19 protein-coding genes are annotated in these 23184 nt (G+C 68.0%); 4 read left to right on the forward strand and 15 right to left on the reverse strand.

Annotated features, from left to right (window positions below; translation table 11 throughout):
- Positions 1-25 precede the first annotated feature (25 nt).
- From UAA55_RS10805 to UAA55_RS10830, 6 genes are all read right to left on the reverse strand, one after another.
- Positions 26-1123, reverse strand: coding sequence for an alpha/beta hydrolase (locus tag UAA55_RS10805; RefSeq protein WP_322952716.1), 1098 nt, complete (start codon positions 1121-1123; stop codon positions 26-28).
- 78 nt (positions 1124-1201) lie between these two features.
- Entirely contained in the window at positions 1202-2437 is a 1236-nt protein-coding gene (locus UAA55_RS10810) for a molybdopterin molybdotransferase MoeA (RefSeq protein ID WP_322952717.1), read from the reverse strand.
- 14 nt (positions 2438-2451) lie between these two features.
- Positions 2452-2970: a molybdopterin-guanine dinucleotide biosynthesis protein B gene (gene mobB / locus UAA55_RS10815; protein WP_322952718.1), complete on the reverse strand. Its 519-nt coding sequence runs from the start codon at positions 2968-2970 to the stop codon at positions 2452-2454.
- Positions 2971-3004: 34 nt separating this feature from the next.
- Positions 3005-4762, reverse strand: coding sequence for a hypothetical protein (locus UAA55_RS10820; protein WP_322952719.1), 1758 nt, complete (start codon positions 4760-4762; stop codon positions 3005-3007).
- 5 nt (positions 4763-4767) lie between these two features.
- Entirely contained in the window at positions 4768-5808 is a 1041-nt protein-coding gene (locus tag UAA55_RS10825; RefSeq protein ID WP_322952721.1) for a glycosyltransferase family 2 protein, read from the reverse strand.
- 500 nt (positions 5809-6308) lie between these two features.
- Positions 6309-7397, reverse strand: a complete 1089-nt coding sequence (locus UAA55_RS10830; RefSeq protein ID WP_322952723.1) for an RluA family pseudouridine synthase — start codon at positions 7395-7397, stop codon at positions 6309-6311.
- 226 nt (positions 7398-7623) lie between these two features.
- On the opposite strand from UAA55_RS10830, the gene UAA55_RS10835 reads away from it, so the two are divergent.
- The 4 genes from UAA55_RS10835 to UAA55_RS10850 all read left to right on the forward strand — a co-directional run bounded on the left by UAA55_RS10835 (position 7624) and on the right by UAA55_RS10850 (position 12271).
- Entirely contained in the window at positions 7624-8448 is an 825-nt protein-coding gene (locus tag UAA55_RS10835; protein WP_322952726.1) for a DUF2076 domain-containing protein, read from the forward strand.
- Between the two features lie 127 nt (positions 8449-8575).
- The gene (locus UAA55_RS10840; protein WP_322952728.1) at positions 8576-10072 is read left to right on the forward strand and encodes a Do family serine endopeptidase; all 1497 of its coding nucleotides are present in this window, start codon (positions 8576-8578) and stop codon (positions 10070-10072) included.
- Positions 10073-10178: 106 nt separating this feature from the next.
- Positions 10179-10853: a response regulator transcription factor gene (locus tag UAA55_RS10845; protein WP_322952729.1), complete on the forward strand. Its 675-nt coding sequence runs from the start codon at positions 10179-10181 to the stop codon at positions 10851-10853.
- A 26-nt stretch (positions 10854-10879) separates the two neighbouring features.
- The gene (locus UAA55_RS10850; protein WP_322952730.1) at positions 10880-12271 is read left to right on the forward strand and encodes a sensor histidine kinase; all 1392 of its coding nucleotides are present in this window, start codon (positions 10880-10882) and stop codon (positions 12269-12271) included.
- A gap of 27 nt (positions 12272-12298) precedes the next feature.
- On the opposite strand, the gene UAA55_RS10855 is transcribed toward UAA55_RS10850, so the two are convergent.
- From UAA55_RS10855 to UAA55_RS10895, 9 genes are all read right to left on the reverse strand, one after another.
- Complete coding sequence (locus UAA55_RS10855; protein ID WP_322952732.1) at positions 12299-15010, reverse strand: glycoside hydrolase family 38 N-terminal domain-containing protein; 2712 nt, start codon at positions 15008-15010, stop codon at positions 12299-12301.
- A gap of 682 nt (positions 15011-15692) precedes the next feature.
- Entirely contained in the window at positions 15693-16472 is a 780-nt protein-coding gene (locus UAA55_RS10860; protein WP_322952733.1) for a hypothetical protein, read from the reverse strand.
- 191 nt (positions 16473-16663) lie between these two features.
- Positions 16664-17965, reverse strand: coding sequence for an MFS transporter (gene tcuC / locus UAA55_RS10865; protein ID WP_322952734.1), 1302 nt, complete (start codon positions 17963-17965; stop codon positions 16664-16666).
- An 87-nt stretch (positions 17966-18052) separates the two neighbouring features.
- Positions 18053-18241, reverse strand: a complete 189-nt coding sequence (locus UAA55_RS10870) for a hypothetical protein (protein ID WP_322952736.1) — start codon at positions 18239-18241, stop codon at positions 18053-18055.
- A 43-nt stretch (positions 18242-18284) separates the two neighbouring features.
- Positions 18285-19097 (reverse strand): pepsin/retropepsin-like aspartic protease family protein, encoded by an 813-nt coding sequence (locus UAA55_RS10875; protein ID WP_322952738.1) that lies wholly within the window; start codon positions 19095-19097, stop codon positions 18285-18287.
- Complete coding sequence (locus UAA55_RS10880; RefSeq protein WP_322952739.1) at positions 19094-20065, reverse strand: retroviral-like aspartic protease family protein; 972 nt, start codon at positions 20063-20065, stop codon at positions 19094-19096. The genes UAA55_RS10875 and UAA55_RS10880 overlap by 4 nt, the downstream gene beginning before the upstream one ends.
- Positions 20066-20193: 128 nt before the next feature.
- Positions 20194-21108, reverse strand: a complete 915-nt coding sequence (locus UAA55_RS10885; RefSeq protein WP_322952741.1) for a DNA-3-methyladenine glycosylase family protein — start codon at positions 21106-21108, stop codon at positions 20194-20196.
- On the reverse strand, positions 21105-21857 hold the full coding sequence (locus tag UAA55_RS10890; RefSeq protein ID WP_322952743.1) for an ABC transporter ATP-binding protein: 753 nt from the start codon (positions 21855-21857) through the stop codon (positions 21105-21107). Before UAA55_RS10890 ends, UAA55_RS10885 begins: the two co-directional genes overlap by 4 nt.
- A complete protein-coding gene (locus UAA55_RS10895) occupies positions 21850-23130 on the reverse strand; it encodes a lipoprotein-releasing ABC transporter permease subunit (RefSeq protein ID WP_322952744.1) in 1281 nt (426 codons plus the stop codon). Before UAA55_RS10895 ends, UAA55_RS10890 begins: the two co-directional genes overlap by 8 nt.
- Positions 23131-23184: the final 54 nt, after the last annotated feature.

Genomic DNA, 23184 nt, shown 5'->3' on the forward strand with positions numbered 1-23184 from the left:
CTGCTGCTGGCCCTGCTGGCCCTGGTCACCTGACTCCCGCGGCTTGCGGCCGGCCCAGTTCACGCGTGAAGAAGCGGGCCATGACGTCGTAGGCGGCACGCGCCTCCGGCGATTCCGGGTCGGAGAAGAAGGAATGGACCATGCCGTCCCAGACGTGCAGTTCCGCCCGCACGCCGGCCCGTTCCAGCAGATCCTGGCTGTGCACCGTGTCGCTCATCATGAAATCGCGCGTGCCGGTGATCAGCAGGGTGGGCGGGAACTTGGCCAGGACCTCCGGCGACACGCCGGGCAGCACCAGCGGGTCCTGGGCATCGGCGCCCTGGAAATAGGGCAGGTCGACCAGGCGCAGACCGGGGCCGGGCAGCTGGCCGCCGTAGAGGGCCGACCAGGCCTGGGAATCGCCGCCGCCGTCCAGCAGGCCGGCACAGAAGATGCCGATGGCGCCTGGCCGGGGCAGGCCGTGGGTCTGGAACCAGGCCACCGCCTCCGCCGTCAGGATGCCGCCGGCGGAACAGCCGTAGATGCCGATGTTCTGCGGCTCGTAGGTTTTCAGCAGTTCCTTGTAGACGGCGGCCACATCCTCGCTGGCGGTGGGGAAGCGGTGTTCCGGCCCCTGGCGGTAGTCCACCGTCACCACCTTGATCCGGGACAGGGCCGCCACCGGCACCGCCTCCACCAGTCCGCCGGCCCCCGCCCCCCAAAGGAAGGCGCCGCCGTGCAGGTTGATCAGCACCCGGTCGACCGCCACCGGCCCCTTGGCCGGCGCCACCACCTGGGTGGGCACACCGCCCATCGCCTGATCGGTCACGGTGACGGGGTAGAGCGCCCGCAGCCGGTCGGCCCGGTCACTGTTCATGCGGTCATAGAAGGCGCGGCTGGCCGGCACGTCGGTGATGGGCGGCGCATGCACCTCGGCATAGTGCTTGAACCAGGTCCGCGCCTCCGGCGAGGCGTAGGAGGAGAAGGGCAGGACCAGGCTGCCCGGCGCCAGCGGCAGGGTGACGCCGCCGTCCGCCCCCACGGGTGCCGTCGGGGTCTCGGCCGCCTGGGCGGCCGCGGTGAACAGCAGCGCCGCCATAAGGCCGGCGCGCGCGATACCGTAAATGGACGTCGTCCTGGTCATATTCCCTCCCTGGGCCTTGTTTTGATCCAGGATACGGGAAATGACATCGATACCATAGCGCTTACTCAAGCGGCGCGGTCAGAACAGCCCATGCAGGGCAATGACGGTCAGCGCATCGCCGGGGCGTAGGCTGTCGCGCCCCTCCTCCACCTCCGCCACGGCGTCGGCCAGGGCGAGTGAGGACAGGGCGGCGCTGCCGCCGGCACCGGCCAGGTGGGCCACGGTCTCGGCGCCCTCCTGCCGCAGCAGCACGCGCAGATACTCGCGCTTGCCCGGGGCCCGGCCGTGGCTGAAACCACAGCGCACGGTGACCCGGGGCGGGTCGGCGACGGTCTCCCCCGACAGGCGCTGCACCAAGGGCCGCCCCAGCGCCAGGAAGGCGGCGAAGGCGGCGAAGGGGTTGCCGGGCAGTCCCAGGAAGGGCGTGGCACCCACTCGGCCGAAGGCCAGCGGCTTGCCCGGCTTCAGGGCCAGGCGCCAGAAGTCGATGCCGCCCAGGGCCGCCACCGCCGCCTTCACATGATCCTCCTCGCCGGCCGAAACGCCGCCGCTGCTGAGGATCATGTCGGCCTTGAGGCTGGACAGGGCGGTCGTCAAGGCATCCCGGTCATCGCCGACGATGCCGGCCGGCACCACGCGGCACCCCAGGCGGCGCAGCAGGGCCGTCAGCAGGGGGCCGTTGGCGTCGTGGATGGCGCCGGGGGCCAGGGGCTCACCGGCGGGCCGCACCTCATCGCCCGTGGACAGCAGGGCCACGGTCAGGGGTGTCCGCACCGCCAGCGCCCGCTCCCCCAAGGCGGCGGCCAGCGCCACCGCCGCCGGCGACAGGCGCCGCCCGGCCGGCAGGGCCATAGTGCCGGCCGCCATATCCTCCCCCACCGCGCGGCAATGGCGGCCCGGGATGAGGCCGGACGGGGCCAGCAGCACGTCGCCATCCAGGACGGCCTCTTCCTGCATCAGCACCGTGTCCGCCCCCTGCGGCAGCGGCGCGCCGGTGAAGATGCGCACGGCGGTGCCGGGCAGCAGGGGGCCGGGCGCGGCGCCCGCCGCCACCCGGCCCGACAGGGGCAGACGGACGGGGCTCGCCGCCCCGGCGACATCGCGGTGGTCCAGGGCATAGCCGTCCATCGCGGCCTGGGCGAAGGGCGGCAGGCTGATCGCCGCCACCACGTCCCGGGCCAGGACGCGGCCGTCGGCGGCATCCAGGGCCACCGTTTCCACCGCCGCGACAGGGACGAGCGTCCGCAGCAGGCGGTCGCGCGCCTGGTCAACGCTGAGCAAGGTGTCGGGGTAGCAGTCGGCGGCGGCTGGCATGGGATGGCCGTTTCTCAGGGGGCGTGCGGCGGCAGGCCGACATGGGCCAGGATGAAGGTGGCGATGTCCGCCACGGCGCCCAGGGGGAAGCGCCGCAGCCGCGCCGGCAGCGCCACCGGCAGCGGGTCGTCCGCCGCCAGCGCCACGATGGCGGGATCGTCGGGGAACAGCGGCGCCTCGCCGTTTTCCGCCCGCCAGATCTCCAGCTTGGGTATGGGGTCGCGCTTGAAGCCCTCGACCAGCACCAGGTCCACCGGCGACAGCTTGGCCACCAGGTCGGCCAAGGTCGGCTCACGCGCCCCGCGCAGCTCATGCATCAGGGCCCAGCGGTTGGCGGAGGCCACCAGCACCTCGGTGGCGCCGGCGGTGCGGTGGCGGTGGCTATCCTTGCCCGGCTGGTCCACATCGAAATCGTGATGGGCGTGCTTCAGGGTGGAGACGCCATAGCCGCGCCCCGTCAACTCCGGGACCAGCTGGACCAGCAAGGTGGTCTTGCCCGAACCGCTCCACCCCGCAAGGCCGAACAGCTTCATCTGGCGATCCTCTCCCAGGTCGGGAGGCCGCGCCTTACTGCGGCGGCTCCCGCAAATCACGCACGTAGGCCAGCACCTCGCCATCGCGCTCGATGCGCACGATGTCCTGGCCCGCCGGGATTTCCTTGCAGGCCCAGCGGGTGAAGGCAAGGTAGAAATCCACCGGGCCGGTGTTGCGGCGCGTCGGCTTCCAGGCCGGCGGCAGGTAGTGGAACACCGAGGTGGGCGGGCCGCAAACGCGGATGCGGTAGGGCTGGGTCAAGGCCTGCGGGCCTTCCAGCTTCACCATGGTGTCGGTCAGGCGCTTGGCCGCCTCGGACAGGGAGCTGCCCCAGTAGTCCAGCTCGAACTTGGGGCCCGCGCCACGCACGCCGCCGACGAAGCGGTTGAACCAGATGGTCTCGTAGGGGTGCAGATGGGCCATGAACCCGACCTGCACGGCCGCGCAGGCCACCAGCAGCGCCGCCATGAAGGGGTTCAGCCACAAATTGCGCGGCCAGCGCAGCGGCAGGCGCGTCAGCAGGCCGTTCAGGCCCAGACCGGCGGCCGTGGCCAGGGGCGGCATCAGGAACAGCATGTGGCGGATGCCGTCGTACAGCACGGCGTCCGTCGCCACCACGGCGGCCGGCGGCAGCAGCACGGCCGTGGTCAGCGCCACGCCTTCCAGACGCACGCCCACCGGGAAGGGCCGGCGCAGGGCGGCCATCGCGCCGAAGGCCGCGATCGCCGCCAAGCCCAGCAGTTCCACCTCCGGCAGCTTCACGCCGAAGCCCACGGGCAGGTACCACCAGGGCAGGTTGGTGGTGCGCACCTGCACCCCGGCGAAGGTGAAGGTGAAATCCATGGGGAACTTGGAGAACTCGGCCAAGGCTTCCAGGGGGTGGCGCAGGGGGTTCACCTGGGCCCAGGGCCAGGCCGCCACCATGACGACATAAGCGATGGGAACGGCGATCCACATCCGGCGCACCAGGTGCCAGGCGGTGGCGCCGGTCTGGCGCGCGCCGTCGCCCGCCAGCACCCCCTTGGCCACATGGGCCAGCAGCGTCAGCATGATGGGCCCGGCCAGCAGCACGCCGCCCACGCGGATGCCCAGCGCCATGCCGAAGCACAGGCCCAGCATGGCGACGGCCCCCAGCGACGGCCCCTTGGGATCGGTGTCCAGGCTGCGTCCCACCCGCACCAGCCAGGATAGCGTCCAGGCGGCGGCGACGGCGAAGGGCACATCCTTGGGGTTGGCGAAGGAATGGCCCCACCAGTCGGGGATCAGCAGCAGGCACAGGCCGGAGATCAGCCCGGCGCGCGCCCCCGTCTCCTCACCCGCGACATCCTTGGCGATGCGGCGCACCGCCAGCACCCCCAGCAAGCCCGTCAGCCCGCCGATCAGGCGGCGGGTGGCGTAGACGTCCAGCGGCAGCAGGTTTTCGAACAGCGCCTCGACCGTGTCGAACAGGGCGCCGTAAAGGTAGAGGTTCTGGAATTCGAGGACCGCGCGGTCCTTGCCCAGCGAGGCATACCATTCCAGCGCCCGCTGCCCGTATTCCACATGCAGCGGCTCATCAAAGGTGATGCCGAAATCGGGGAAGGTGCACGACACCGCCGTGACCGCCGCCGCCATGACCAGCCAGAAGACGACATCCCACGGCGACAGCCGGCGCCACAGGGGGGCGCCCAGCCGCGCACCGGCCGGAACCATGCGGCCGGCCCCGATGGCCCCGACGCCAACGGACGGCGCCGCGGGGGCGGTGTGCGGACGGGCGGCGGCCGGCGCGTCAGGGGAACGGAAGAGGGGCATGGAGGTCAGGGATGCCCCCCGGCGCCGCTGGCGATCACCCCACCGGGGGCCGGCGCGTCATCGAAGCCCACCTTCTCGTTAACCAGATACATGGGCCGGCCCTTCACCTCGGTGAAGACCCGCCCGAGATAGTCACCCAGCACGCCCAGGCCGATCAGCTGCACGCCACCCAGGAACAGGACGGCCACCATGAGCGAGGCGTAGCCGGGGGTGTCCACGCCGAACATCAGCGTCTTGGTGATGATGACCAGGCCATAGAAAAAGGACGGCACCGACAGGGCGATGCCCAGCCAGGACCAGACGCGCAGCGGCACGTTGCTGAAGGAGGCGACGCCGTCCAGGCCGAAGCGCAGCAGGCGCCAGAAATTGAAGGTGGAGGCGCCGGCGTGGCGTTGCGCCACCTCGAACGGCACGGCCACCTGGCGGAAGCCCACCCAGCTGAACAGGCCCTTCATGAAGCGGTTGCGTTCGGGCATGGCGTTCAGGGCGTCGACCACGCTGCGGTCCAGCAGGCGGAAGTCGCCGGCGCCGCGCGGCAGCGTCACCTCGGACATGTTGTCCAGCAGGCGGTAGTAGACCTTGGTCAGGAAGCGGCGCATCCACGGGTCGGTCAGGCGGCTGGCGCGCACGCCATAGACCATCTGCATGCCCTGGCGCCACTGCTCGACGAAAATGGCGATGGTCTCAGGCGGGTGCTGCAGGTCGCCATCCATCAGCACCACGGCGTCGCCGCTGGCGTGGCGCAGGCCGGCGGACATGGCCGCCTCCTTCCCGAAATTCCGCGACAGGCGCAGGCACTTCAGCCGGGGCTCGCTGGCCTGGTGGACGGTGAGGGCGGCGAAGGTGCCGTCGCGTGAGCCGTCATCCACGCAGATGATCTCGAACGGCAGGCCGATGCCCTCCAGCACCGGGATCAGGCGCTGGAACAGGGCGGCCAGGTTGCCTTCCTCATTATGCATGGGGATGACGATGGACAGGCGCTTGCCCGCGGGTGCCGCCGCCTGCTGCGCTTTGGAGCCGGACGCGGCCGAGAGGGAGGTCAACATGGGAGCGGTATCTGACTCAGGTTCTGACAACGTGATCATGCAGCGGCGTCCGCCTCACGAAACTCTATCGCATCATCCGCGGCGATGCGGAAGGGTTCCGGACAGAAACAGGACCAAACGGCCCGCAAAAGCCCAAGTGGTGGGCGTCTTAAAGCGTTCCCAACGCCCCCAACCATACCCCGGGAAGGTTAACGGCCCGTCTACAGGCGGCAGAGCGCCGGAATCGCGGCGGCCGGCCTGGGTTGAAACGGGACGGGGGTGGGAAGGCGGGAACGCCGCAGCCATGATCACAGCGGTGGCTTATGCCACCCCCGATGGGCAAAAATGTGACGGGATCCAGGAATCGTTATGCCCGGCATCTTTGTCAGGATGCGGTCAGCTTGGCGTGGCACTGTCCCCTCGTCGCCAGCCGATGGAGACGGCGACAGCCCCGGACGGGAGCCCCAACCCCCCGCCCGTGGCGCCGTCTCCTTGGCTGGTGGCACCGGCGCCCACTCGTCCTAGACCGCGAGTGACTTCCCGCCCCCTTCTGCCCCAACCGAGAGGGTGGGAACGGCGCCGGCGAGTACCCCGGGCTGGGGTTCTAGACACCCTGCCCGGCGGACGTTCCCCGTACCTGCGGTGGCCGAACCGGCGTCCTGGCCTGTCCGGTCGCGTAGTGGATCTACCCAAGCCAAGACGGTCTGTTGCCGTCCTGTCTTGAATTCCTTCCAAGCCTCCTGGGTCGGTGGTGTCATGCCACCGACCTTTTCTCTTTTTGCGCGCCTGGCGTGGCTGGCGACAGTCCTTATACGCCGCCCGCGTGACAACCCGTCGTCGCTCGGGTCAGCTGTTTTCGGCGATGAAACCCAGGCGCTGGAAGGTGGCGGCCAGATGCGGCGACAAGGGGGCCGTGGCCGCCAGCGGCGGTTCCGACGGGGCCCCCCAGGGCAGGGCCACCCAGCGGGCGTGCAGGTGCAGCGGGGTGGACGGCGCCGGATCGCGCCCCCCTCCACCCGCCAGTCACGGCCGTAAATGGGATCGCCCAGCATGGGCCAGCCCATGGCCTCGCAATGGACGCGCAGCTGGTGCATGCGTCCGGTGCGCGGCGTCAGCTCCAGCCAGGACAGGATCTGGCCGTCCGAATCGGGCCCGCTGGCCATGACCCGCCACTCGGTCAGGGCGTGCTTGCCCTCCTCCTGGTCCACCATCATGCGGGAGCATCCCGGCACCTGGCGCTTGACCAGCGGCAGTTCGATGCGACCTTCCGCCGTCCGCGGACGGCCCTTGACCACCGCCCAATAGCGCTTGCCCACGCGGCCCGCCAGGAACAGCTTGCCCAGGCGGGTGGACGCCGTCTCGTTCAGGCCCAGCACCAGGCAGCCGGTGGTGTCCTTGTCCAGCCGGTGGGCCAGGCGCGGCGCCGGCGCGCCCTCGGCCACCAGCCAGGGCAGGTAGCGTTCCAGATGGTCCGTGGACTTGGTGCCGTAATGCACCGGCAGGCCGTAGGGCTTGTCCACGACCAGCACGTCGGCGTCCTGGTACAGGACGCGGGCGCGCATCTCGTCAGGCGTATAGGCGGGTGGCGCCAGGGGAAGCATGATGGCCATGGGTGGATGGCGTGCCCCAAGGAGGCACCCTCGACAAGTCAAAAGGACCGCGCGTTCCTATCGCTTTAGGCCCGCCGCCGCATGAAAAAAACTTAATCCTGCTGCCACGGGCTGGAAAGTCTGTCCCGACCATGATCATCCTCGTTGCGGCGGGCGATGATCGCCCCATGTTAGTTGGGCCACCGTGTTAAAGACGGTAACAAAGGAAAGCAGTCGAGGAACCATCATGACCCCGAAGGACCGCGAAGATTTGACAGCCCTGCTGGCGCGTGTGTCCCGACTGGACGGCATGCCCCGCGACCCTGAATCGGACCGCCTGGTGGGCGAGGCGCTGTCGCGCCAGCCCGCCCTGCCCTACATCATGGCCCAGGCCCTGCTGGCCCAGCAGGAGGCCCTGGTGGACGCGCAGCGCCGCCTGGCCGATTTGCAGCAGAACGCCGCCGGCCGGTCGCAAGGCGGCCCGCCGCCCTTCACCGGCCAGTCCAGCGGCCAGTCGTTCAACCAGCCCCTGGGGCAGCCCCAGGGGCAGCCCGCCAGTCAGCCGTCCGGCCCCTGGGGGCAGTCCTCCTATCCGGCGCAGCAGCAGCCCCAGCCGCCCTACGGCCAGGCCTACGCCCCGCCGCAGCCGGCATACGGCCAGCCCACCTACGGCGCGCCACCCGCCTACGCCCAGCCCCGCAGCTTCATGCGCGGCATGTTCGAGACCATGGCCGGCGTGGCCGGCGGCGTGCTGGCGGCCGACGCGGTGGAGTCGCTGTTCCGGGGCGGCCATGGCGGCGGCTTCGGCGGTGGTTCCCCCTGGGGCGCCGGTTTTGGGGGTGCCGGTTATGGCGGCGACCGGGTGGAGGAGACGGTGATCAACAACACCACCGTCAACGAGACCATCGTGAACGAGAATGGCGTGAACGAGAACGGCGACCGGTACGACAGCGGCCGCCAGGACGCCAACTACCGCGACGACGCCTATCGCGACGACAACAGCGGCTACCAGGACGCCAGCTACGATACCGCCGACGATGGTGGTTTCGACGATGGCTCCATCGACACCTGAATTTCACCGGCCAATCCGCAATCCGGCCGCAATTGCCTGACCTGATCCCGCGGAACCCGGCCCCTGCCGGGCGGGTTCCGGACGCCCAAAGACCAAGAAATATCTTCGTGAAAGCGAGCTTGAGACCATGACCTCCCTGCCCACCGTTCGCACCGCCAAGAAGCGCTTTCCCCGTCTGGCCGTCACCGCGCTGGCCATCGGCCTGATGACCGGCACCGCCCTGGTGGCGCCGCCGGCCGCCATCACCGCCCACGCCGCCAGCCCGGCGTCGCTGCCCAGCTTCGCCGACCTGGTGGAGAAGGTGACGCCGGCGGTAGTGACCATCACCGCCGCGCACAAGGTGACGACGCCGCAGGTGCCGCAGGAACTGCAGGAGATGATGCGCCACTTCGGCCTGCCGGACGAGGCGCTGCCCGGCGGCCGCGGCGGCAATGGCCGCCCTCGCATCGAATCGGCCCTGGGCTCGGGCTTCGTCATCGACCCCAGCGGCTACATCGTCACCAACCGCCACGTCATCGAGGGCGCGGACGAGGTGAAGGTGCACTTCCAGGACCAGACCGACGACGTGCCGGCCAAGATCGTGGGCCAGGACGAGCGGTCGGACCTGGCGCTGCTGAAGGTCGAGCCCAAGAAGCCGCTGCAGGCCCTGGCCTTCGGCGACAGCGACAAGATGCGCCCGGGTGACTGGGTGATCGCCGTGGGCAACCCCTTCGGCCTGGGCGGCACCGTCACCGCCGGCATCGTCTCGGCCCGCGGCCGTGACATCGACGCCGCCAACCTGAATGACTTCCTGCAGATCGACGCCTCGATCAACAAGGGCAATTCCGGCGGCCCGACCTTCAACGCCAATGGCGAGGTCATCGGCATCAACACCGCCATCTTCTCGCCCACCGGCGGCTCGGTCGGCATCGGCTTCGCCATTCCGTCCAACGTTGCCAAGCCGGTGATCGAGAAGCTGAAGACCACCGGCCATGTGCAGCGCGGCTATCTCGGCGTGACCCTGCAGGCCGTGACGCCGGAGATCGCCGACAGCTTGGGCCTGAAGGAGCCGAAGGGCGCTATCATCAACGCCGTGTCGCCCAAGAGCCCGGCGGAGAAGGGCGGCCTGAAGCAGGGCGACGTCGTGCAGAGCATCAACGGCAAGTCCATCGACAACCAGCGCGACCTGGCCCGCAACGTGGCCGGCATCGACCCGGGCAAGACCGTGGACCTGGGCGTGCTGCGCGGCGGCAAGGCCGTCACCGTCTCCGTGAAGCTGGGCGAGGCGCCCAACAGCGGCGACAAGGACAACGGCCCCGGCGGCTCCACCTCGCCGGACGGCAAGGGTGACAACGCCTCCGTGGCCGGCCTGAAGCTGGGCAAGCTGGACGACCGCACGCGCGAGCGCATGGGCCTGGACAACGACGCCCAGGGCGTCGTCATCGTCGATCCCGGCAAGGACGAGCTGGGCCTGCGCCCCGGCGACATCATCGCCAGCGTGAACAACGAGAGCGTGAAGGCGCCGGCGGACGTGAACAGCCAGGTGGAAAAGGCCAAGAAGGACGGCCGCAAGTCCGTCCTGCTGCTGGTCCGCCGCGGTGACCAGCAGATGTTCCTGCCCCTGCCCGTGACGCCCAAGGGCTGATGCCTCTCCGGGATAGTGAATTCCGGCGATTGAAGACCTGACGGGGCCGGGCGGAACTCCACCGCCCGGCCCTTTGTCTGGTGCCCTCCCCAACCCAGGTTGCCCCATGAAGATCCTAGTCATCGAGGACGACGCCCAGGCCGCCGCCTACATGCTGAAAGGCCTGAAGGAGGCGGGGCACGCCGTGGACCACGCGCCCGACGGCACCCAGGGGCTGTACCTGGCGGGGGCGGAGCATTATGACGCCCTGGTGGTGGACCGCATGCTGCCCGGCCGCGACGGCCTGTCCCTGGTCAGCCTGCTGCGCGCCGCCGGCAACGACACGCCCGTGCTGGTGCTGAGCGCCCTGGGCAGCGTGGAGGACAGGGTGACCGGCCTGCGCGCGGGGGGCGACGACTACCTGACCAAGCCCTACGCCTTTTCCGAGTTGCTGGCCCGGCTGGAAAGCCTGGGACGCCGCCGGGCCGCTCCGCAGACCCAGGCCACCAAGCTGGTGGTGAGCGACCTGGAGATGGATTTGCTGGCCCGCACGGTAAAGCGGGGCGGCAAGGTCATCGACCTGCTGCCGCGCGAGTTCCAGCTGCTGGAATGCCTGATGCGCAACGCCGGCAGCGTAGTGACCCGCACCATGCTGCTGGAGCAGGTGTGGGACTATCACTTCGACCCGCAGACCAACGTCATCGACGTGCACATCGCGCGCCTGCGCCAGAAGGTGGACAAGGGCTTCGACCAGCCCCTGATCCAGACCGTGCGGGGGGCCGGGTATTGCTTACGTCCGTGAAACGTCCGGCCGCGGAAGCGGCGGGCATGGATCTGCCGTCCGACCGGCACCGCCATCTGGGCCGGCTGCTGCGCACCACCACCTTCCGCTTCGCCCTGATTTATCTCGGGCTGTTCATCGGCTCCGTCCTGCTGGTGCTGTGGCTGATCTACTGGTCCACGGCGGGATTCCTGGCGGGCCAGGCCGACACCGGCATCCGCGAGGACATGCAGGCCCTGGCCGACCGCTACCGCACCGGCGGCATGGCCAGCCTGGCGGAGGCGGTGAACGAGCGCGGCATGGGCAACGCCTCCTCCATCTACATCCTGTCGGCGGGCTCGGGCGCCACCCTGGCCGGCAACCAGTTCTGGCCCAAGGGCGTGGATGAGGCCGGCTGGGCCAACCTGCCGGTGAAGGATCCCAGCAGCGGCCAGGTGCGGCCGGGCGACGTGCGCGCCCTGATCGCGGTCCTGCCCGGCGGCTATCGCGTGCTGGTGGGCCGCGACCTGGGCGAGGTGCGGGTGCTGCGCGAGCGGCTGGAGCGCGTCATCGGCTGGAGCATGGGCTTGGCCCTGGTGCTGGGCCTGGTGGGCGGCCTGGCCATGAGCCGCGTCTGGCTGCGGCGCCTGGATGGCGTGACCCGCACGGCGGAAGCCATCCGCGAGGGCATGCTGGTCAGCCGCGTGCCCCTGACGGGCAGCGGTGACGAGTTCGACCAGCTGGCCCAGACGCTGAACGCCATGCTGGACCGCATCGAGGCGCTGGTGGCCGGCATCCGCCATGTCAGCCAAGGCATCGCCCACGACCTGCGCACGCCCCTCACCCGCCTGCGCACGCGCCTGGAACTGGCCCTGATGCACGACACGGTGGAGAACCCGCGCGAGGTGCTGGAGGCCGCGATCGAGGAGGTGGACCACCTGCTGGCCACCTTCCGCGCCCTGCTGGCCATCGCCGAGGTGGAGTCGGGCGGCAACCTGCCCATCGCCCCCGTACCGCTGGACGCCCTGGCGCTCAGCACCGGTGAGCTGTACGACGCGGTGGCGGAGGACCAGGGCATCACCTTCACCATGGCGGTGGAGGCGACCGGCCCGGCCGCCACGGTCCAGGGCAACCGCCAGCTGCTGGGCCAGGCCCTGGCCAATCTGCTGGACAACGCCCTGAAATATACGCCCGAGGGCGGCCATGTCAGCCTGACCGTCGCCGCCGACGGCCCATCCCGCGTGAAGGTGACCGTGGCCGACAACGGCCCCGGCATCCCGGCGGAGGACCGCGAGCGGGTGCGCGAGCGCTTCTTCCGCCTGGACCGCGACCAGGCCCGCCCGGGCAGCGGCCTGGGCCTGAGCCTGGTGGACGCGGTGGCCCAGCGCCACGGCGGCACCCTGGTGCTGGAGGACAATGGCCCGGGGCTGAAGGCCCAGTTGCTGCTGCCGGTGGGGTGAGGTGTCCCACCCGGAAAACCGGCGACCTCAGGTGAGCTGCAGGGTGGCCAGGGCGTTGGTCATCGTCAGGGTGACGGTCCCCCCGCTGAGGCTCACCCCCTGGTCCGGCCCTGGCCATGGCCCCTCCGCCGCCGTGACCGCCACCGCCTGCGACGGCGCCAGGCCGGCACCCAGCGTGACGGTCACATCCTGGGCCTGATTGGCCGGCGAATAGAGCCGCAGCACGACGCTGTCCGAATTGGCGGCGAAGCTGCCGGGTTTGGCGGCGGTCAGGATGGCGGTGCCGCTGGCGACGGCGGCGATGCTGTCCTGCTGGGGCAGGCCGTTGGTGACGCCCGCCTGGCTGGGCAGCAAGGCGCCCCGCAGCGGCGTGTTGTAGGACAGCGCCTCCTGCAGGGGCGCGCCGCCGTCCGGCGTGCCCAGCCCTCCCGGTACACGCAGGGCGTACGCCAGGGTGTGGGGTCCGGTATCCGTCCCGCTGGCACCGTGGCCGCCGCTGGTGGGCGTGTTGCGCATCAGGCAGCCGATCAGCGCGCCGTCCGCGTCATAGGCCCAGGCCGGAATGCCACCATGGTAGAGGGCCGCCAGGGTGGCGCCGCCCTGGTCCTGGGGCAGCACGAAGTTGTGGGTGGCCTGGAAGGTGGGCGGCCCCCAGAAGGGCTGGCCGGCACCGGTGCGCAGGGGCTGTTGCGTGGTCCAGTGATAGGGCGTGCCGTGCACCAGGCCGGTCACCGCCGACGACAACGGGAAGCGGGCCATGACGGAATAGCCGGACGGCACCTGGCCTGTGGTCACCATGCGCAGGAACGGCTCTCCCGCCACCAGCTCATAGTCGCGGGTGTAGCGAACCGTCGTCCCATTCACCGCGTACGCCACGACGGTGCGCAGCCTGACCCGCACGGGCCCCGTCTCCAGCACCACGGCACCCAAGCAGGCGCCGGTGGTGGTGGCGGTGACGCCCGTATCGGGGTGGAAGGAGTAGGACCCGTCGACATATTCGTTGCCGAACTGGTAGAGCCCGCCCTGGTCGACATAGAAGGTCATGTCGTTGCCGGTGCCCGTGAGGATGTCGGTGCTGGTCGACTGGTCGACCAGCGATTCCACACCCCAGTTGGCGGCGGGCGAGATGGTGGCGATCAGATAATCGTTCTGCAGCACGTAACCGCCGCCGCCGGTGGCCGGGGTGATGCTGACGGGGGGCGTGCCCTTCGTCCCAGCCCCGCCGGAGACGCCGGCGGACAGGCTGCCGCTGGCGTCATAGCCCAGGCTGTCGACCGTGGCGATGAACAGCATCTCCCCCTCCGAGGAGATCTGGGCCGCGCTCTGCTTGCCGTCAAAGGTGACCTGGTCCAGGCCGGGCACGGCCACGTCGGATATGGCGACCAGGCCCGTGCGGGCGAAACCCAGGGAATTGGCCACCAGCACGGGATATTTATCCTCGCTGGGCGCCATCATGGAGGCCAGGGCGTTCAGGGCCGAGGCACGCAGACCGGCGGCCGTGCCCGCCACGCCGCGCAGCAGGGGCAACTGCTCGGTGGCGTAAACGGCATCGTTGGCGGTACCGCAGACATAGTCATGATGCGTGCTGGGCAGGAAGGCCATCCAGGCCTCCGCCAGATCATCCCAGAAACCGGTGGGCAGGGCATTGTTGTAGGTGGTGTCGTTGGGCCGGGTCAGCAGCCCGAACACCTCGGCCGCCACCAGCGCGCGCAGCGCCCGGTTGTGCAGCGTCTTCAGCGCCATGCGGCTGGCGTAATAGCCGGTCCAGTACGGTGTGCCATTGTACGGCGCCAGCAGGGGCAGGGGATAGTCGGCCTGGTTCTGCCGCAGCTGGGTGATGAAGGTGTCGAAGGTCCCCAGCGTCACCTGCGTGTTGGTCGCCTGGGCGCCACCGCCGAACACCTTGTTGTCGTTCCACTGGGTGACGGCCGCCTGCAGCCCCGTCAGCGGCATGCTGAAATCGTTGTCGATGGGGATGTAGAGATAAGGGGTGGCCGCGGCACCGTACTGCACCGGGTCGCTGTCCTGGGTCGGCAGGTAGGCGTTGGTGAACAGCGAGATTTGGGTGGCCTCAGCGGGACTGCCCAATTGGTTGCCGAAGGCGTAACTGTCGGGCATCCAATGCGTGATGGCGGTCGACCCGTCCGAGGCCTGCCAGGTGAAGTCGAAATGGGTGGCCGGCCAGTCCTGGCCGGCGGGCGATTGGGTCGGGTCGGGCACCGGGCAGGTGCTGTTGCTTCCCGGCAGGCGGGAGAAGCCGATACCGGTGAAACCCAGCGCCTGGGTCAGCACGGGCAGTTCCGGATCCTGGCCGAAATTGTCCGGGATCCAGCAGTGCGGCTTTGGCGTGATGAAGGGCAGCGCCTGCGACAGCCACACGTGGCCCACGAGGTAGTTGCGCAGGAAGGCTTCGCCCGCGCAGACCAGGCAATCCGGCGAGGTGATGCCCCCGCCCAGCACCTGGAAGGTGTCGCCGCTCTCCAGCACCTGCTGCAGGGCGCTGACCTGGTCCGGCGAAACGTCGATGTAGCGCTTGAAATACCCCATCTCGCAGATGGTGTAATAATAGGTGACGTCATCGACCGTGGGGGCGGACACGTTGGCGATGGCCTGGTCCAGGATGGCTTTCACCCCCTGCCCATACTTGTAGTACCAGAAGTTCTGCTCGAAGGTGTAAAGCCAGTCCCAATCCAGGTGGGCGGACTGGTCGAGATACAGGGTGTAGGGCGAAATCGACATGGGGGCCTCCACCGCCAAAACGGCGCCCTCTCCGGGGCGCCTGATCCTGATCAGCAGATCACAACCCAGGGTCGATATTCTGTTAATTTATTGCAGCTCTACCTTCAGGATATCCCGCGCCGCCGCACCGAACCGCACCCTGCCCGGCCGACGTACCCAATAAACGCTACCCCGTTTCCCGGAACGAGATCATGAGCGACGCCGACCGCATCATCACCCTGCACCGGCGCCACGGCTTGGTGTGGGAGGCTGATCGCCGGGCCGCCAAGCTCCACCGCCCTGACATGGAAGGCCTTTGGCTGGACCGCTTCCTCGCTCTGGCGCCGCCAGGTCCTACGCTGGATCTGGGCGCTACGCCAGCACCTGGCCTGGAACAGCTTCTTCCACCTGGATTTCGACGACCAGCGCGCCATGTTCGCCACCTTCTAGCGCCACGCTCTGCCGGGCGCCGCCCTGATGTTCACCAGCGGCCCTCAACACGGCGTGGCCATGGGCCAACGCCAGCGAACCGCTATACCACGCCAGTCTGGATCCGGCAGAGTGCCGCACACTGCCGGACACCCACGGCTTCGATGTCGCTGAGTAGCGCGCGAAGGACCCGGACTGCGACCGGCATACCGTGTGGCTGGCACGCCAATCATCCCAATAATAATGATGGAAATGGCGCCAAGAGAAAAAGCAATCACCGAGGAAAAGACAATATGTACTGCACAATCCTCAACATCATTGAGAAATCTCTTTGCAATATGTATTTAATAACGTCGCAGGCCATCAAAGCGCCAATCACGGAAATCGTCGAATAGATCATAAAATATTTAAAAGCTCCATCAAAGCTCCTCCGCCCCAAGGGGCCAAAACCAAGATAGCATGATGATAAAATAAGAAAAGAATATCCAATGATGGGCGCAACAGAAATGATAAATTCTTGAATTCGCCCCGAATAAATATCAGCACGATTAATAATAGTCTCTCCATATTGTAAAGGAGCGATCATAACCGGCAGACTTTCACCAACGTAACCATATAGGCCGGCCGACCTATTCGCGTTATAATCCAAATACGGCACTGCGTGAACGACCATCCATCCAGCGACAACAGCGCCTATAATATAGAACATCCCCCAAATTCCATCAAACCCCTGGCGTCGAATCAGCGACGGAAAGCCCAATATCGCCATTAATATCGCAATAAATGCCAGGCCATACAAAATACTATTTGCCCACATAGGAAAAATTGGATAGGAAAAAAGTAAAATAATTGAGAAAACACTCCATAGGGTATTGTATTCTCTTTTTACTTTTTCTTCAAAATTATTTATATTTATGGAGTTTCTATCTCCATTAACATTAATATCACCTTCTTTTTTCTGGAAATATATTCTCAGAGATTTTATCGATATAAGAGCACCCGCAGATATGGTTAGAAGGGTTTTTATATTAAAGAGAGAGTCCAAAATCGACAAGATGACCACCTCATTTCGTTAAATACGCAATTAGCGCCCAAGTGTAATTCTACTTTTGCAAGAAAGTCAAACATATTATCAATTTAAAATTGTAAATACATAACCATCACCTTACCGTCTGCCTCCAAAAAGTGCCTCGCCGAAAAAATGGCTACCATGGACAGATCCGGAAACGTTTTTATTCTCAGGCATCACCCCTCCGCATGCCGCTTGGCGAACCTCACGCTCACCGGCACGGCGATCAGACCGCACAGGGCGGCCGCGGACAGCCACAGGCCGGGCATGGCGGCGTTGCCGCCGTGCTTAACCAGGTAGGTGCTGACGAACGGGGTGAAGCCGCCGGCGGCCGTGGCCAGGCTGTAGGCCAGGGAGAAGCCCGCCGTGCGCACGGTGGCGGGCACGATCTCGGTCAGGTAGACCACCATGGCGCCGTTGTAGCTGGCGTAGAGGAAGGACAGCCACAGCTCCACCCCCAGCAGGCGACCGAAGCTGGGCGCGTCGGCCAGCCAGCTCAGGGCCGGGTAGGCGGTAGCCAGCGCCAGCACGGTGCAGGCCACCAGGATGGGCCGGCGCCCCACCCGGTCGGACAGGGCCCCCGACAGGGGCAGCCAAGCCAAGTTGCTGGCGCCCACGGCCAGGGTCACCAGCAGGCTGTCCATATCGCTGAGATGCAGGGCGTCACGGCCGAAAGTGGGGGTGTAGGCGGTGATGAAGTAGAAGGACACGGTGGTCATCAGCACCAATCCCACGCCGGTCAGCACCACGCCCCAGTTGGCCGCCAGCGAGGCCAGGATTTCCCCCGCCGTCGGCCGGTGCTTGCGCGCCAGGAAGACCTCCGTCTCAGTCAGCGAACGGCGGATCTGGAACAGGAAGGGGACGATCAGGCAGCCCACCACCAGGGGGATGCGCCAGCCCCAGGCCTGCATGGTGTCGGATGGGAGGTAGAAGGTCAGGGCCACGCCGATCAGCGCCGCCACCATGACCGCCACCTGCTGGCTGGCCGACTGCCAACTGACGTAGAAGCCCTTGTGGCCCGGCGTCGCGATCTCCGACAGGTAGACGGAGACGCCGCCCAGCTCCACCCCCGCCGACAGGCCCTGCACCAGCCGGCCCAGCAGCACCAGCAGGGGCGACAACAGGCCGATGGTGGCGTAGCCCGGCATCAGCGCGATGGTGATGGTCCCCACGGACATCAGGCCCAGGGTCAGCAGCAGGCCGTCGCGCCGCCCCTTGCGATCAATATAGGCACCCAGGGCCAGGGCGCCGATGGGCCGCATGAGGAAGCCGGCGCCGAAGGTGGCGAAGGTCAGCAGCAGGCTGGCGGTGTCGCTGCCCTTGGGGAAATAGGCGCGGCTGATGGCGCCGGCGAAATAGCCGAACACCATGAAGTCGTACATTTCCAGGAAGTTGCCGCTGGCGACCCGCACCACCGTCATCACCTGGTGCCACCGCTCCCGGGACACCGCGACGGCCGGCACCACATCCTGAGTCATATTTCCACCCAACTGTTATTCCACATCCCTTCGCGACAACACCCTGCCACGGCAGGCACGACGTCGCCAGGGGCTGTCCGGATGGGATCAATCACCGGCGGCGGGATCGCGTTCCGGTTCGGGTGGCGGGCCGCTGGGGGCCTGTTTTGTGAATGGCGTGAAAATGGGAGCCCGGTTCGCCGCCCCCGGTTCATCCAGCAGCGTGAGATAGGCGCGGCCGCGGCTGTTGGCCAAGTAGATGTGATGGGCGCGAATGAAATCCAGGCCCAGCAGCATGCCGTGGAATTCCGCGCGCTGCACATCCTCACAGCCGCCGAAATCACCCACGCGCAGACCGAACCGGGCGCAGTTCCTCGTCGCCCACGGTGAAGCGGTCGAAGGTGCCGATCCAGGTGGGCACGGCCTTTTTGCCGATGCCGTGGCTGTCGGCCCCCGCCACAACGCCGGGGTCCGTCTCGCGCACCCCGGCCAGATGGGCGACACAGACCTGCACGCTGCTGCTGGGCGCGCCCGTGTCCAGCTTGGCCCAGAACTCATAGCCGTTCAGGGCGACCCGCAATTCGTTGCCGGTGCGCCGCCCCTGGGGCAGGCGCATCGGCACCTCGGCATAATGGTCCGACCAATAGGCCAGCGGCACATCTTCGCAATTCTCAGGGCGCAGCATGCGGACCATGCCATGGGCCACGTCCAGTTCCAGATCCGCCTGGCTGAAGAAGTCCTGGCCCAGCAGGAGGTCCGTGTTCGGGCCCAGATCCTTGTCCAGGATCTGCATATTCATGGCGTCGGCCCGCCAGTCGCCAATGGTCAGCGAGCGTACCGGCACAGACCCCATGGCCGCCGTCCCGCCGATGCCCTTGCCGCGGCCTATCGAGGCAAGCAGCTCGGGATCCAGGTCCAGGCGGCGGGCGGCCGCCAGGGGGATCAGGGTCTTGTAGGACCCGGTGTCGAGGATGATGCGGATAGGCTTGCCGTTGATTGTGCCATCGGCCACCACCCGCCCGCCTTCCAGGCGCACCGGCAGTTCCATTACCTTGGCAAGGCTGCAGCGGCCCGCATCCACGGCCAGGGCCGGCAACGGGGCGGCGAGAATGCCCGCCAGAAGGGCCGCCAACCGGATCCCAGTCTTCCTCAATTCCCGGCCGCCTGCTGCGGCGGCGCGAAGACAGGGCGGGATACGTTGGTGAAATAGATTCTGCCCTGGCTGTTGGCGATGTAGATGCGGTGCGCCTTGATGAAATCCATGCCCAGCATCATGCCGAACATCTCCGTGGCATCGGGGTCGAAACCGGCGGAAAAATCACCGAAAGCCAGGCGAACGCCACGGATCGTCTCCTCACCGATGGTGAACGTGTCGAAGATGCCGACCCTGGTGGACACCGATTTCCCACCCACGCCGTGAAAGGTGGGACCCCGCGTGATGCCGGCCCCATCCTCGTTGACATTGGCCCGACGGGCGGTGCGGGTGAACAGCTGGGTGGCCATGGCACCGGTATCCAGCAAGGCCCAGGTCTCGTAGCCATTGATGGCCACCCGCACCTGATTGTGACGACGTACTCCCCCGTTAAGGACGCGCAGGGGCGCCTGGGCATAGGTGTCGGCCCAATAGGCCAGCGGCACGCCAGCGCAATCCCGGGGCCGGAAGAAGCGCACGGCGCCGTTGGTCACGTCCAGCTCGATGTCGTATTGGGCGAAAATATCCTGCCCGAGGACCATTTCCACACCCGGCGCCGGATTGTCATGCTCGGCGACATGGATGATGGTATCGGCCGCCCACCAGTCGCCCGCCGCCAGTCTTGAAACCGTCAGCGTGCCCACCCGCGCCTCGCCGCCGATGCCGTGGATGCGGTCATGGCCGGTAAGCTCCAGCCCCAGCCGTTCCGCCCCGGACTTCGACAGGGTGGTAAGGTCGGCACCGGTATCCAGCAGCGCCCTTACCGGCTGGCCGTTAAGGGTGACATCCACCAGCGCCTGGTTGTCTTCCAAGCGCAGGGGCAGTTCCGCCACCTTCGCCAGTTTGCAGTCGGCCGGATCAGCCGATGCCGCTGGCGCGGCCAGCGCCAAAGCCGACATCAGCAGCATACCTACAAGGGTAGAGCGCATGCGGACGGATCCTATAAGGTTGTGAAGCCCTTATCGCAGAAGCGCCCGCGGGCCGGCAAGGCAGTCACCGCCGGCAAAGGGGACCGAATCGAAGGACTGGGAAGGCCTGCGCCATTCCGCCGCAGCCTTTAGCCCAGGCTGGCCCACAGGTGGGCGGTGGCCAGGCTGCGCCAGGGGGCGTGGGGGCGCATCAGGGTGGCCTGCTCCTCCGCCGTGGGGCGGCGGTCCATGCCGTGGAAGCGCTGCAGGGCCGCCGCCAGGCCGGCATCACCCACCGGCACCCGGTCGGGCAGGCCGCAGCCGCGCATCAGCACATAGTTGGCGGTCCAGGGCCCGATGCCGCGCAGGGCCAGCAGCGCCGCCTCGGCCGCCGCCTCGGCCGCCGGGTCGGTGTCCAGGCGTTCCAGCGCGGCAAGGTCCAGCCGGCCGTCCACCGCCGCCTGGGCGGCGTCGATCAGGTAACGCGCCTTGGAGCGGGAGAAGCGCCGGGCGGTCAGCGGCTCCGGATCCAGAGCCGCCACCGCCGCCGCGTCCGGATGCGCGATCATGCCCGAGGGGTGCCGGCGGCCGGCCAGCAGGATCAGCTGGCGGCGCAGGTCGGCGGCGAAGGTCAGGTTGATCTGCTGGCCGATGATGGCCCAAGCCAGCGCCTCGAACACCGTGGCCGCCAGGGGCGGGCGGTATCCCCGGCGGTTGCCCACCAGGCGCGCCGTCGCCGCGTCGTGGTCCGCCCGCGCCTCCAGCCCGGCGGCGGCATCGGCCAGCGCGGGCGTCAGGCCCAGCATGCGCAGGGCCACCCGCTGGGCGCGGGCCAGGATCAGGGGATCGTCGCTGTCCATGCCCATCACCAGGGTGCCGCCGGCGGCGGACGCGGTGAGGGTCAGCAGGTAGGCCCGGCCCTCGAACTCCAGCGCCTTGGTCAGCGCGGGGCCCGCCACCCGTTCCGCCGGGGCGTCGCGGTCGCGGTACCAGTCGCGGCCGTGATAGCGCCAGGCGGCATCGGGATCGAAGCCCGGCGGCAGGTCCAGGGTCAGCTGGCTCAAGACTCCACCAGCACGCCGTCCCGCAGTTCCACCACCCGGTCCATGCGCGCCGCCAGGTCCAGGTTGTGGGTGGCGACCAGGGCGCCGAAGCCATCTTTGCCCCCAATACCGCGACTGGTGCCGCTGCCCCGCACCAGACGGGTCAGCAGGGCGAACACGTCGTCGGAGGTATGGTGGTCCAGGTTGCCCGTGGGCTCATCCGCGATCAGCAGACTGGGCCGGTTGGCCAGCGCGCGGGCGATGGCCACGCGTTGCTGCTCGCCGCCCGACAAGCGGGCCGGACGGTGGCTGCCCCGGGCGGCCAGGCCCACCTGGGCCAGCAGCTCCTTGGCCCGTTCCCGCGCCACGGCCTTCGACACGCCGGCGATCATCTGCGGCAGGACGATGTTCTCCTCCGCGCTGAACTCCGGCAGCAGGTGATGGAACTGGTAGACGAAGCCGATGGTCTGCCGCCGCAGGGCGGTGCGGCCGGCGTCGTCCAGCGTGGCGGCGTCGCGGCCGTCGATGCGGATGACACCGCCGTCGGCATGCTCCAGCAATCCCGCGATGTGCAGCAGGGTGGACTTGCCGGCGCCGCTGGGCCCCACCAGGGCCACGATCTCCCCCCGGCGCACCGAACAGGCGGCACCGCGCAGCACCTCCAGCACCGCACCCGCCTGCTGGAAGCGGCGCACGACGCCGGACAGTTCCAGCACGGTATCGCCCGTGGCCGGGATGATGGGCTTTTCCATGACGGACACGTCACTCATAGCGCAGGGCCTCCACCGGATCGAGGCGGGCGGCCCGCCAGGAGGGGTAGACGGTGGCGGCGAAGGACAGGAACAGGGCCATGACGCCCACCTGCGTCACCTCCATCCAGTCCAGCTTGGCCGGGATCTGGGTGAAGAAGTAGATCTCGGCGTTGAACAGGTCGCGGCCGATGATGGCCTGCAGGAACTGGCGGATGGCCTCGATGTTCTTGGTGAACAGCACGCCCAGGATCATGCCGAAGACGGTGCCGACCACGCCGATGCTGGCGCCGGTCAGGAAGAAGATGCGCAGGACCATGCCCCGGCTGGCGCCCATGGTGCGCAGGATGGCGATGTCCCGCCCCTTGTCCTTGACCAGCATGATCATGCTGCTGATGACGTTGAACGCCGCCACCAGGATGATCAGCGACAGGATCAGGAACATGACGTTGCGTTCCACGTCGATGGCGCTGACAAAGGCGGCGCTGCGCTGGCGCCAGTCATAGACGCGATACTCCTGCCCCGCCGCGCGGGTGGCGGCGGCCAGGTAGGGGTCGATGTGGGTGGGGTCCTGCACGAACACCTCGATCGAGGTGTAGCCGTTGGCCACGCCGAAGAAGGTCTGTGCCGCCGCCAGCGGCATGAAGATCAGGCTGTTGTCCACGTCGTACATGCCGACGTCGAAGATGGCGGCGATGGGATAGGTGCGGGCGCGGGGGATGGAGCCGAAGGCCGTCTGGTTGAAGCGCGGGCTGACCAGACGCAGCTGGTCGCCGACGTGCAGGTTCAAACGCTTGGCCATGCGGCTGCCGATGGCGATACCGTCGCCCAGGTTGGCCTCGTCGCCCGTGGCACCGGTGGCGGCGCCGAAGGCCTCGCCCGCCCCCTCGACCAGATGGGTGGAGACGATGGGCCGGCGGCGGAAATCCTCCGGCGAGATGCCGTGGACATAGGCGGCGCTGGCCGTCCCATCCTGGGTGATCAGGGCCTGGCCCTCCACTGTCGGCATGACGGCGGTGACGCCGGGCACGGTCAACAGGCGCTGGGTGACCGCGTCGTTCTCGGGCATGGGGCCCAGCAGGGACTGCACCTCCAGATGGCTGTACAGGCCCAGCACGCGGCCCAGCAACTCGGTGCGGAAACCGTTCATCACCGACATGACGATGATGAGGGTGGCCACGCCCAGGCCGATGCCCAGCAGGGAAAAGCCGGCGATGACGGAGATGAACCCCTCCTGCCGGCGCGCCCGGAGGTAGCGCATCGCGACCATGCGTTCGAAGGCGGAAAAGATCATGAAGGCCTGGCCGTCGAGGTGGGAAGTGATGAGGCAATGCGCGCGATTCTGGGC

This window comes from Nitrospirillum guanabarense, from assembly GCF_034653355.1.
Lineage (GTDB): Bacteria > Pseudomonadota > Alphaproteobacteria > Azospirillales > Azospirillaceae > Nitrospirillum.

Bases quoted from the DNA above. Each gene is read 5' to 3' on its own strand.
- mobB (WP_322952718.1), bottom strand. From the start codon at position 2,970: ATGAAGCTGTTCGGCCTTGCGGGGTGGAGCGGTTCGGGCAAGACCACC.
- UAA55_RS10820 (WP_322952719.1), bottom strand. From the start codon at position 4,762: ATGCCCCTCTTCCGTTCCCCTGACGCGCCGGCCGCCGCCCGTCCGCAC.
- UAA55_RS10805 (WP_322952716.1), bottom strand. From the start codon at position 1,123: ATGACCAGGACGACGTCCATTTACGGTATCGCGCGCGCCGGCCTTATG.
- UAA55_RS10850 (WP_322952730.1), top strand. From the start codon at position 10,880: ATGGATCTGCCGTCCGACCGGCACCGCCATCTGGGCCGGCTGCTGCGC.
- UAA55_RS10895 (WP_322952744.1), bottom strand. From the start codon at position 23,130: ATGATCTTTTCCGCCTTCGAACGCATGGTCGCGATGCGCTACCTCCGG.
- UAA55_RS10840 (WP_322952728.1), top strand. From the start codon at position 8,576: ATGACCTCCCTGCCCACCGTTCGCACCGCCAAGAAGCGCTTTCCCCGT.
- UAA55_RS10830 (WP_322952723.1), bottom strand. From the start codon at position 7,397: ATGGCCATCATGCTTCCCCTGGCGCCACCCGCCTATACGCCTGACGAG.
- tcuC (WP_322952734.1), bottom strand. From the start codon at position 17,965: ATGACTCAGGATGTGGTGCCGGCCGTCGCGGTGTCCCGGGAGCGGTGG.
- UAA55_RS10870 (WP_322952736.1), bottom strand. From the start codon at position 18,241: ATGCTGCTGGGCCTGGATTTCATTCGCGCCCATCACATCTACTTGGCC.
- UAA55_RS10890 (WP_322952743.1), bottom strand. From the start codon at position 21,857: ATGAGTGACGTGTCCGTCATGGAAAAGCCCATCATCCCGGCCACGGGC.
- UAA55_RS10880 (WP_322952739.1), bottom strand. From the start codon at position 20,065: ATGCGCTCTACCCTTGTAGGTATGCTGCTGATGTCGGCTTTGGCGCTG.
- UAA55_RS10845 (WP_322952729.1), top strand. From the start codon at position 10,179: ATGAAGATCCTAGTCATCGAGGACGACGCCCAGGCCGCCGCCTACATG.
- UAA55_RS10810 (WP_322952717.1), bottom strand. From the start codon at position 2,437: ATGCCAGCCGCCGCCGACTGCTACCCCGACACCTTGCTCAGCGTTGAC.
- UAA55_RS10835 (WP_322952726.1), top strand. From the start codon at position 7,624: ATGACCCCGAAGGACCGCGAAGATTTGACAGCCCTGCTGGCGCGTGTG.
- UAA55_RS10825 (WP_322952721.1), bottom strand. From the start codon at position 5,808: ATGTTGACCTCCCTCTCGGCCGCGTCCGGCTCCAAAGCGCAGCAGGCG.
- UAA55_RS10855 (WP_322952732.1), bottom strand. From the start codon at position 15,010: ATGTCGATTTCGCCCTACACCCTGTATCTCGACCAGTCCGCCCACCTG.